Consider the following 10855-nt stretch of genomic DNA (forward strand, 5'->3'; position numbering starts at 1 on the left):
CTGGGTAAGTGGGTCAGGCCGCGGTGCTGGCGCCGGCGACGCGGGCCATGAGCACCGGAGTGGCCTGGCGGACCCGGTCGGCGATGAGCGTTGGATCCGCCTGGCGAAGCTCTGCGAGTTCTTGGGAGGCCTGCAGCACGTCGTGAGGAAGCTTTTCCAGCATGGACTGCCAGTCGTCCTGGAGCGACTGAAGAAACTCTGGGTCGGCATGGGCAGAGGCGGCCAGTTCCTGCAGTGCATTGAGCGCGTCCTGGGCTTCGCCCTCCAGGCCACTGGCTTGTGTTGCTGGCGCCGTGGTGGCGACACGCACCTTCTCGATCCAGATGCGGTCGGGGTCCAGCGCCACGGCCTGGGCGATCATCTCCTGGCGCAGTTGCCCCTCGTCGCTGGCCAGGGCCGCGTGGGCGGCAGACTGGCCTGTGAAGTTCACGCGCACCGCCATGGGCAGGCCGCCAGGCGAGCTGGTGAGCAGGTCCTCCATGGCCTGGCCCGCCAACCGAACGGCGCTGCGCAGGTCTACGCAGGTGCTGACATCGACGGCCAAGGCGTGCCAGCGCAGCACGTCGACTTCGATCCGCTCGATCTCGGTGATCTCGCCTTCTTCGGCGCTGACCAGCAGCGCTCCGCGTGGGCCGGTCTCGCGGATGTGGCGGCCCTGCAGGTTGCCCGGGTAGGCGATGGTGGTGTCACCGCGCTCGATTCGTTGCTCATGCACGTGGCCTAAGGCCCAGTACTGGTAGCCCCTGGCCTGGAGCTCGGGCACGGTGCATGGGGCGTACTTGGCATGCTCGGTGAGTCCTTCGAGCGCGGTGTGCAGCACGCCGATGTTGAGCCAGCCGGCCACGGGCATGGGGTAGCCGGGGAGCAGGTTCTCCGTGGTGGCCGCCACCTTGAAGCTGCGGCCGTGCAGGGCGACCTTGAGCGGCTCGATGCGGAAGGTCTCTGCCTTGCGCGAGGCAAAGGCGTGGACGTTGTCGGGGAGCTCCAGGCCCTTGGTCATTTCGCTGTCGGCATCGTGGTTGCCGTAGAGCAGGTACACCGGGATGCCGGCCTGGCGCAGGCGGCCCATCTGGCGCACGAAGAAGAGCCCGGTGTTGAAGTCCTTCCAGTCGCCGTCATAGACGTCGCCGGCGATGACCATGAAGTCCACCTTCTCCTCGATGGCCACGGTGACCAGGCGCTCGAAGGCATCGCGCGTGGCGGTGCGCAGGCGCTCAGCGGGGGCATCGGGATAGGAGGACAGGCCGCGCAAGGGGCTGTCCAGGTGCAGGTCTGCGGTGTGGATGAATTTCACGCGAGAGGCTCCTGTTGATTGCCCACAGCCGGATCGAGCGAAGGCCTCACTTGCGGGGGACGATCTGGATAGTGCCCACCCCAGATGCAGGTGGTGGGGCAATCCAATGGACCCAGACGCCGCGCATCCAGGCGCCCAAGTAGATCACGCTCACGAGGAAGATGCCCCACTGGTCGGCCTTCCATGCGGCGTAGAACCAGGCGGGCTGGCCCAGCATCCCGAAGATGCAGGCCCAGCGCCGCAGTTTCTCGCTGCGGGCCTGAGACAGCCAGGCTGCGAGGGCGCCGAACAGGGCGATGGCGATCTGGTCGAGTTCCATGCGGTGATTGTGCATGACTGGATGGAATTACAGCACTCAAATTCTGGGTGAACCATGCCAATCCACCGCCTGTCCAAAGGGATCCACATTGCAATGTACTCATTGCGCAATTTGGCTGGCACAGCACAATCTCAGACGGTATGAAAGCATCACGTTTAGCGTTGCAAACCCTGAATGCTGCTGCATTTTTATAGGCCAACAGAAATGAAGGCTAGCCATCGGGAGGAGTCATTTTGGACAAGAATTCGAGTGCAAAGTCATTGCATCTTCATTCCGTCGAGTCATTGCTCGCCGAGTTGATAGGTGGCGGTTCCGTTAGCGTGGGTTCGGACGGCGAGGCTTTCTCGCTACCTGATGCCTCCAGCCGCGCGATCTTGAATTGGTATGCGAAGAACCGGCTGAAGTGGGCAAGCAACGTTCAGCAGATCGACATCGACGCAATCGTGGCAAGCCCAAGCCTGGCTCTACCAAAGCCCGTTGCGGTGACTGTGCCCGCATCAGGTCCAAAATCCTCTTACACACTCACCCGTCTGCAAGCACACCGCTTTGCAGGGATTCATGTTTATGGGACAGAAAAGGAAGCGCCAAAAGACTTTGACTTCGAGATTTCGCCAAGCATCACAATCCTTGAGGGGTTTAATGGAGCAGGCAAGACGTCTCTTCTGAATGCAGTTGTGTGGTGCCTTACTGGCATGCTACTCCGCCCGCAGCGTGCCCCAGAAAGAAGTGACCAAGATTTCAGCTTCGAGTTGCTCCATGAAGGGGACAACGAGGTCTCGAACTACAAGTCGTCTCCAGTGACGCCGCTTCCGCCGGCTTCGATGGAAAAACTAGAGCAATCATCAATCCCAATTGACACTTGGGTGGAGCTCACGCTTCGAGAGACTAGCACTGGTAAGTTGCACCAAGTACGGCGCACACAGACCAGGACACCAAGGGGAAAAATTGAGGAGACTCCTCCCAACTTCGCCGCCTTGGGGCTTGATAGCCACGCATTGAGAATCGGCACGGTAATCCCCGCCTTGCTCCCGTTTTCACAACTTGGCTCTCAATCTGAACTTGGCAAAGCGGTAGCGCAATTGACTGGACTCGCACCCTTCACCGACTTGGCCAAACACGTGAAGAAAGTGCGAGAGCGCATTGGCGGTGAGGAGACCAGGGCTCGCAGGAAGGATATTGAAAAAGTCGACGAGCAATTTTCTCGTAGCCTTGAAGACTTGAACGAAATCGCTGCAAAGCATCCCGATTTGGAGATTGCCGCTGACCTACCCTCTCCGACCTTAGGGTCTGCGACAGAAGCAGCCTTGAAGGAAGTTGAGGAGAGGCTCCAACTCAAGAAATCCTCTGCGCTTTTGGCGGCGCAAAGCGTACTTGGCGCTGATTTCGATCCCGAAGCGCAAGGCCAAGCCTTGGAGCATGATGTCATTGAGGCTCGTGTTGCCATTGAGGCGCTCAAGACTTCAGAGTCTGCGCGTCGCCTCTCCTCCCTACGAAAGCTCACAACAGAAGATACATCGAATGCGCGAAGCCTCATCGCCGAAGCCCTGTCCCAAGCACAAGTACTTCTGGAGCTTTCTCAATCATCGGATAAAGCTGCTCGCCATCGAATCTATGCAGCAATTGCGCAATGGTATTCCGATCACGGGATGACAGCTCCGGACCTCGCGACCTGTGTGGTGTGCGGAGGAGACCTAGTTGACGCTATCGACCCTGTAACTGGCCTGTCGGTCCAATCTCACCTCAGCGACGCGCTGGAGAAGGACTTCAATTTTGTCTCTCAAACGCTAGAAAGATGGTCTAACTCAACGGTTGCCCATTTCTCATCGGCACTGGACGAAACATTGGCCGCGGAACTCAAGCGCGACTTGAGCGACATGCCGTTTCAGTTGATTCGCCAGGCACTCGTCGACGAAACATTGAGCAGTTCGGCCTTCCAAGGTCCTTTATTTCCTTTGGTGCAAATTGCCACAGCTGCGTGCGATGCCATGCGAGACATTGCGCCCGGTCTGGAACTCACTACGCTAGAAAACCTGTCTCAAAAACTTCCTGGGATGCCCTCGCTGCAGCGCTCCATCCTTCGACTGGACACAGCCCTTCGCACGTCTGATTGGGCACAAACCAATGGGACGTTGATCCACAACTTTACTAGGGAGGTCGTTGGATTAGTGGCCCAAGGATCTCCTTTAGTCCCGACTTCACTCCGGGGTCGCCTGATGGACTTGGAGAAGCTCATCGAGAGCGTCGAGCCACTGAATGCGGCTCTCCGCGTCTGTGGAAGATTGAAGGCAGACCTAGAAGAACGCCGTGCCCTGGAAGCGCGGTTGGAGGCATACAGCCGTGCAGATGCATCGCTCGCAGAGTGTTTCAAGCTGGGAGCACTTGCGGAGAAGCAGGTTGATAGCCTTCAAAACGAGCTCCACTCCGTGACCGAAAGTTGGCGAAAAACCATCTACCAAGCTGGCTATCCCAATGCCAACCATGATCTGAAAGCAACCAGCATGAAGCCTGATGGTCAGCTGGAGTTTCGTATCGGTAGCGATGGGGCGTCTGCGCCTGCCCAGCATGTGGCCAATGCCTCTGCACTTCGTGCGACCCTAATCGCTTTCTACTTCGCCTACTGGGACTACATGCGCAAAGAGCGAGGCGGTCTGAACCTCGTCGTGCTCGATGACCCACAGGAGTTGCTCGACGGTGAAAACAAGGAAAGACTCGCTGGGGGGTTGGTGAAGCTGGTAGCCCATGGAGCTCAACCTTTCCTCACAACTCACGACAAGAAGTTCGCGGGCCATGTCGTCCGGGAATGTCAGGCCGCACAAGTACTGTTCGAGCACCGTGACGTCCATCCTGCAACTTGGCAGCGACCAACTCTTGCAACGGCACCGAGTGTGCTGGAGGTCGCCCAAGCCAAGAAAAACGCGGTCGACTCCCATTGGACAGTCCCGACGTTGGCGCAGGACTATGCAGCAAAATGCCGAGAGTTCATCGAAGCACGATTGGGTGATTTTTTTGACGACATCGGAAAGCCAGCCTCAGCCTCACACAATCTCAAGCCTACCCTCGGTGATTTTGCCAACGACCTGAAGAGCGCCGTCAAAGCCGGTTCGATCGACCTCTTCAAAACAAAGCATGTGGTGGCACTTTCAAAGGATCCAGCGCTGGACCCGAAGTCCACCACCTGGTCGCTACTGAACAATTCTCACCATCACCTCAAAACATCCATAACGCCCACTCAAGTCTCGACGGAGCTGCAAAACCTGGACCGGCTTTGCGATCTGGTCGAATTGGCACATCAAGACTTTAGGACTTTCTGCAGACGCGAGCCTCTTAAGCATCCGACTCCGAATCTTGAGCCACTCTCTTTGGAGCAGATCCCAAAGTTCAATCTTCCTATTCAACCAAGTTTGAAGGCGTTTGTGCTTGGGAGTGCTTACGGCGGCTCGCAGGAGACCGAACTGGAGACGCTGTCATCAGATTGGTTTGAAGACAAAGCGGCTTTTTTCCTCCGGACAACGAACTTTGGGTTTGCATCCACTGTGCAGAGCGTGGCCATAGTTGAGGCCTCTGCAAGCGAAGTCTCGGATCGAAGCCTTGTAATCGCTAGGCGCGAGAATGTGATTTTTGCAAGGCGTCTTCATCGGTCTAAGCACAGCAGCTATGTCGGGCTTGCAACCGAAACACCGGATCCTCGATCTGGGCGCAACACAGTCACCGTCAATGCCTCTGAGGTAGCTCTTCATCAGGTGAAGGGCATGCTTTTCCACGTGGATGTCAAACCTACACAGCAAGGGAACGGAGAAGCCGAGCAAGTCGACCTGGGCACACTCCTCAAGCGAGTCAAAAGTGCTTATCAAGTGAAGAAGGAAAGTGCGGTGCCACTCGCCTTGGAGGGACAGACTGCGCTCGGTGGTGAGACCCTGGATCTGTCAACCTTCGACCAATGGCTGGATCACTATGTGGCGTTGAAGGTTTCAGATGAGACGATGCTTTTCAAGCGCGTCGGGAAATCACTTCCAGGCGATCTTGGGCATCTCAGGCAATTCGAAACTATCGGTGGGCTGGGCGTCTCCGATGTTTTTTCAGTCGGCAAATCCCATCCGGGATTTGCACAAGTCGAGTCGGCCGTTCTCATCCTTGGAGTCCTATACACCAACGGCTCGTAGCCATCTCGAACAATCAATTCGAGGGAGGTATCCCCATCGCATTCAGCGTCGCAGTGCTCATGGTTCCAGTCTTGGGCAAGCCCTTCAGATCCTAAAAACCTTAATGCCTTCTGGACGCTGGAACTCACCGCCCAGCTCGCCCTCACATGCCGCTACCCTGAGAAAAGCTACTTCACGCTGCCAGAAATCAGTAAGCGTCCGGCCAAGTCATCTTGAAATCGCGATAGGAGCAAAGGATGCTCGTGTCCACCAGAAACTCTTGGCGGACACGTGGACACTATCGAACAGCAGCCCTCGCCAGGCCGTCGGCGCCGACGGCTGCACAGCGACGAATTCAAAGCCGACGCGGTGGCCGCAGCATCGCAGGCCGGCATGTCGATGGCCTCGGTGGCCTTGGCGCGCGGCATCAATGCCAACTTACTGCGCCGCTGGGTACGCGAGGCGGAGTTGCCGCAAGCCGTGGCAACGGTCCAGCCTGCAGCGGCTGCATCGACGTTCGTCCCGGTCCGGATGCCAGAGCCTGCCGCACAGCCGACGGAGATACGCATCGACGTGCGGCGCGGCGCGACGACGATCACGGTGTCCTGGCCGATGGCGGCCGCCGCCGAGTGCGCAGGCTGGATGCGCGAGCTGCTGCGGTGATCCGGATCGAAGCGGTGTGGCTGGCCGTGCAGCCGCTGGACATGCGTGCGGGGACAGAGGCCGCCCTGGCCCGTGTCGTCAACGTGTTCGGCCAGGCGCGCCCGCACCACGCGTACCTGTTCGCCAACCGACGCGCCAACCGCATGAAGGTGCTGGTGCATGACGGCATCGGCGTGTGGCTGGCCGCGCGGCGCCTGAACAGCGGCAAGTTCGTCTGGCCGAAGGAAGGCGCGGCCACGACTGCCCTCAGCCAGGCGCAGTTCGATGCCCTCGTGCTGGGCCTGCCGTGGCAACGCGTTGGCGAGGCCGGTGTCATCCGCGTGCTGTAACGCTGCGCAATTGCCGAATCTGCCGATGGACCGATCCGCCATGGGCCGGCACGATCACGACCTGTGATCGCCCCGCAGCAACTCGACGCCCTGGACCCGCAGCAGATGCGTCAGGCGCTGCTGACGCTGATGGCCGAGGTAGCGGCCAAGGACGAGCTTCTCGCGCGCCATGCGCGCGAAGCCACCTTCAAGCAGGCGCTGATCGACAAGCTCACGCACGAGGTGGCCAACCTGCGGCGGCTGAAGTACGCCGTCACCAGCGAGAAGTTCTGCGCTGGCATGAGCGCCGAGCAAAAGAGCCTGATCGAAGAGACGCTGGACAGCGACATCGCGCAGCTGACGACCGAGCTCGAACAGGCCGATGACGAAGCGCGGGGCGCCAAGGGCAAGAAAGCCAAGCAACACCCCAGGCGCGAGCCGCTGCCGGCGCACCTGCCGCGCCGCGACGTGCACCACGAGCCGCAGAACACAGCTTGCGCCTGCGGTTGCACGATGAAACGCATCGGCCAGGACATCGCAGAGCGGCTGGACTACGAACCCGGCGTGTTCACAGTGGAGCGCCACGTGCGCGGCAAATGGGCCTGCGCGCATTGCCAGAAGCTGGTGCAGGCGCCTGTGCCTGCGCACGTCATCGACAAGGGCATCCCCACCGCCGGGCTGCTGGCCCAGGTGCTGGTGGCCAAGTTCCTCGACCACCTGCCGCTGTACCGACAGGAGCGCATCTTCGAGCGTGCCGGCATGCTGATCGCGCGCTCCACCTTGGCGTAGTGGGTCGGTGAATGCGGCGCGCAACTACAGCCGCTGGTGGACGCGCTGACGAACGAGCTGCTGCGCCACGGTGTGTTGCATGCCGACGAGACACCGGTGGGCATGCTCAAGCCAGGCAACAAGAAGACCCACAAGGCCTACATCTGGACCTACTGCACCACCAGCTTCAACGCCACCCGGGCCGTGGTGTTCAACTTCGCCGAGACCCGTGGCGGGGAGAACGTGCGCGGCTTCCTGCGCCAGGACGGCACCGGCGAGCAGGCTTGGCGCGGCACGCTGGTGACCGACGGATTCTCCGGCTACAAAGCCAGCTTCGAGCGCGGCGTCACCGAGGCTGGATGCGTCGCGCATGCCAGGCGCAAGTTCCACGAGCTGTGGGCCATTCACGCCAGCAAGGTCGGCCAGCAGGCGCTGAGGCACTTCCAGGTGCTCTTTAGGATCGAGGAGGACATCGCCGCAGCCACTGCCGAAGAGCGACGACGGGTTCGACAGCGCAAGTCGCGAAGGGTGGCCGCGGCGCTGCACAAGTGGCTGCTGGCACAGCGTCAACTCGTGCCCGACGGCTCGGCTACCGCCAAGGCCATCGACTACAGCTTGAAGCGGTGGAAGGCGCTGACGCGCTACATCGACGATGGCGATGTGCCCATCTCCAACAACTGGGTCGAAAACCAGATCAGGCCGATTGCACTTGGCAGGTCGAACTGGCTGTTCGCCGGCAGCCTACGCGCGGGCCAGCGGGCCGCTGCGGTCATGAGCCTGGTGCACTCGGCCAAGATCAATGGCCACGATCCGTACGCCTACCTCAAGGACGTACTGGAGCGGCTGCCCACCCTGCCTGCCAGTCGGATCGAGGAACTGCTGCCGCATCGCTGGACGCCCTTGGCTGCTCACTGAGCCTGCTCGGCGGAGTCAAGATGACTTCGCAGGACACTTAGCACCTCGTGCGGTCGGTAGTTGCGCGGTCCAGCGCGCTGAAGGGCAATCAGAGCCGGGCAACTAGATCCGTGGCGAGCCACAGCGCCATGCCTAACATGGCTATCGTCGTCCCCGCATCCACAATCCGCCAGCTCATTGTCGAGGTCAGCCAGTGGCTGGCACCTCTGGCAAGGGAGACCCACGCAGTGAACCACACGATGGAAGCGCATACAGCACCGACGGAGAACGTCACACTGGCCGAGGCGGGGAGCGCAGCGCCCACTGATCCAAGAATGACCACCGTGTCGAGCCACGAGGCAGGATTGCCAAGAGACATCACCAAGACGCGGCGCACCCAACTCCCATCGCCGGCGTTGATCGCAGAGGCAGTGTGTGCGGCAGACCCTCTTGATGCAGAACGCGCCGCGTGCATAGCGTGACCGACGAGCAGGGCAATACCAGCGGCCTGCAAGAGAACTTGAAGCGGGGGGAAGGTCTCGAGCGCCGCGGAGACACCCAGAACGCCCACGGCAATTAGAACAAGGTCGCTGCCGCTACTGATGGCGACAAGCACCGCCCGCGAGCGCCCCAGAAGTGCCTCGCGGAATACCAGGACGTCCTTGGGGCCGGGACAGATGAAAAGCCCAAGGGCAAGCAAGAAGCCTTGCACGGCAGCGGAGAGGTCGAGCATGTCGGAGAAACCGACAACCTCTCAAGCTGAACCGGGTGAGTCAATAGATGCCACATATTTTACCTGCAGCGCCGTTCATGAGAAAGCAACGTCCTCGTCAGTCTTAGAACGGAACAAGGGAGCCAGCGGCGCAAACGTCTCTCCACGTGCCACCTAAATCTCCGACAGCGCGACGGTGGCCAACAAGACGATAAAACCCACAGCGGCTGGAGCTGCCGACTCAGAGCGCAGAACGGGTTTGCAACGTCAAGATGACTTTGCCGAACGCTTACAGAAATCATTGATCGCTGGAGGATTCATGGGTGTACAGATATGGCCACACTGGGTGAGTACGCACGCAGCGGCCAACTGGTCTTCAGCGTGTACATCCGAGACATCGGAAGCCACAAGATCGAAACCGAGCTTCCAGATGGCAAGATCACTCGCACTGTGTCGCAGGTTCGATTTTTATCACCTGAGGCTGCTAAACAGTCCCCTTTACGATTCCTGCGTGCAAGTGATTCCGCTCGAATCTTTGACTCGCTGCCCCATGAAGCGATTCGGGTACCAGGCACCTATACAACGGCCGACCTGCTGCCAAAGAACGGTACGCAACACATGTCGGGCCTGTATTTCAAATTGGAGGACCTTGTACTTTCAAGAGAAGAGCGGGACCGCTTTGAGTTAGAGCATCGATTGACCCCTCCTGGCTCTGCGCCAACCACAAAAGCTGCATTGCGTCAGCTGTTGAAGCTTTGTGACCGCTTCCCCCTGGTGGTTCATGCACATCAGTATCGCCACGCTAGCCGCCAGAAGCAGTTCGACATGAGGGACGAGTACGACATGCAGGACCTCATGAATGGACTTCTTGTCGCTCAATTCGAGGATGTGCGAGACGAGGATGTCGTTCCATACAAAGCAGGGCAGACGTCCAGGATTGACTTTCTCCTCTCCAGTGATGAAATCGGCGTCGAATTGAAGTATGTGCGCGAAAGTATGAGCGACAGAACCTTGGGAACTCAGCTCCTCGAAGATATCAATCGATATCGAGCGCATCCTAGCGTGAAGGCGCTTGTCTTCTTGGTATACGACCCAGATCGCAGAATCAAAAAACCTGAAGCGATGATGAAGGATCTGTCAGGGTCTCACAATGAATGCGAAGTCCACGTCCTCATCAAGAACTGATTGTCCCAAAGCAGACCTGCCTGATGAGGTACGTGGCGCCGACTTGACTCAAGTACTGTGCGCAGGCCACCCCAATCTCAGCCTGATGTTGCGGACGATCCAGGCGGACTGAGGCTCTGAGCACCAGCCTTTCCCAAGCAATGATTGATGAACCGCTTCAAGTGTGGCATCACGATCACCGTGAAACTTGGACAGTTTGCGCTGGCAGTAAGAAGTCAGTTGCTCCACAAGGTCTTCACAGACACTCAGCGCCGCTCGCACTTCTGACGGCGACGTGCCGATGGAATAGTACCGGCCGCCTTCCTCCACCAAGCTAAGCTTGGGCGCGGCGCCAGCGAGCGCCGAGACTGTAGGCGTGATAGGGAAATCGTCAGGCACGCCGGGATAGTCTGACCAATCGAGTGACATACGAAGCTCCTTCCGTCCGCCAGAACGATACGCCTCCAGAGTTACGAGATCAATACTAGCGGAGCAGCACGATCACCTGGGTTTTTGGGGTGGACGCTGATCGCAAAAAGGCTCTCAGGGATGAATCACACCAAGGTGTCGACGCCGACTGACAAGCTGTGGATC

The 10855-nt window shown here is 59.3% G+C and carries 8 protein-coding genes and 1 pseudogene; 5 read left to right on the forward strand and 4 right to left on the reverse strand.

Features of this window, described 5'->3' with window-relative positions; genetic code table 11:
* Window positions 1-13 precede the first annotated feature (13 nt).
* On the reverse strand, window positions 14-1294 hold the full coding sequence (locus HNP48_RS09990; RefSeq protein ID WP_184856763.1) for a DNA repair exonuclease: 1281 nt from the start codon (window positions 1292-1294) through the stop codon (window positions 14-16).
* A 46-nt stretch (window positions 1295-1340) separates the two neighbouring features.
* Window positions 1341-1613, reverse strand: coding sequence for a hypothetical protein (locus HNP48_RS09995; protein WP_057268018.1), 273 nt, complete (start codon window positions 1611-1613; stop codon window positions 1341-1343).
* Window positions 1614-1846: 233 nt separating this feature from the next.
* Here HNP48_RS09995 and HNP48_RS10000 point away from each other — a divergent pair, with 233 nt between their 5' ends.
* The 4 genes and pseudogenes from HNP48_RS10000 to tnpC all read left to right on the forward strand — a co-directional run bounded on the left by HNP48_RS10000 (window position 1847) and on the right by tnpC (window position 8406).
* The gene (locus HNP48_RS10000; protein ID WP_184856764.1) at window positions 1847-5773 is read left to right on the forward strand and encodes an AAA family ATPase; all 3927 of its coding nucleotides are present in this window, start codon (window positions 1847-1849) and stop codon (window positions 5771-5773) included.
* A gap of 270 nt (window positions 5774-6043) precedes the next feature.
* Complete coding sequence (locus HNP48_RS10005; RefSeq protein ID WP_184856765.1) at window positions 6044-6415, forward strand: transposase; 372 nt, start codon at window positions 6044-6046, stop codon at window positions 6413-6415.
* Entirely contained in the window at window positions 6412-6744 is a 333-nt protein-coding gene (gene tnpB / locus HNP48_RS10010) for an IS66 family insertion sequence element accessory protein TnpB (protein WP_184856766.1), read from the forward strand. Before HNP48_RS10005 ends, tnpB begins: the two co-directional genes overlap by 4 nt.
* A gap of 63 nt (window positions 6745-6807) precedes the next feature.
* Window positions 6808-8406: pseudogene (tnpC, locus tag HNP48_RS10015) on the forward strand (IS66 family transposase).
* Between the two features lie 88 nt (window positions 8407-8494).
* On the opposite strand, the gene HNP48_RS10020 reads toward tnpC, so the two are convergent.
* Window positions 8495-9118, reverse strand: coding sequence for a LysE/ArgO family amino acid transporter (locus HNP48_RS10020; protein ID WP_184856767.1), 624 nt, complete (start codon window positions 9116-9118; stop codon window positions 8495-8497).
* Window positions 9119-9430: 312 nt separating this feature from the next.
* On the opposite strand from HNP48_RS10020, the gene HNP48_RS10025 reads away from it, so the two are divergent.
* Complete coding sequence (locus tag HNP48_RS10025) at window positions 9431-10282, forward strand: hypothetical protein (RefSeq protein WP_184856768.1); 852 nt, start codon at window positions 9431-9433, stop codon at window positions 10280-10282.
* A gap of 48 nt (window positions 10283-10330) precedes the next feature.
* On the opposite strand, the gene HNP48_RS35175 is transcribed toward HNP48_RS10025, so the two are convergent.
* The gene (locus tag HNP48_RS35175) at window positions 10331-10690 is read right to left on the reverse strand and encodes a hypothetical protein (RefSeq protein WP_260420183.1); all 360 of its coding nucleotides are present in this window, start codon (window positions 10688-10690) and stop codon (window positions 10331-10333) included.
* Window positions 10691-10855 lie beyond the last annotated feature (165 nt).

This window comes from Acidovorax soli, from assembly GCF_014207955.1.
GTDB classification, from domain to species: Bacteria; Pseudomonadota; Gammaproteobacteria; order Burkholderiales; family Burkholderiaceae_C; genus Acidovorax; species Acidovorax soli_A.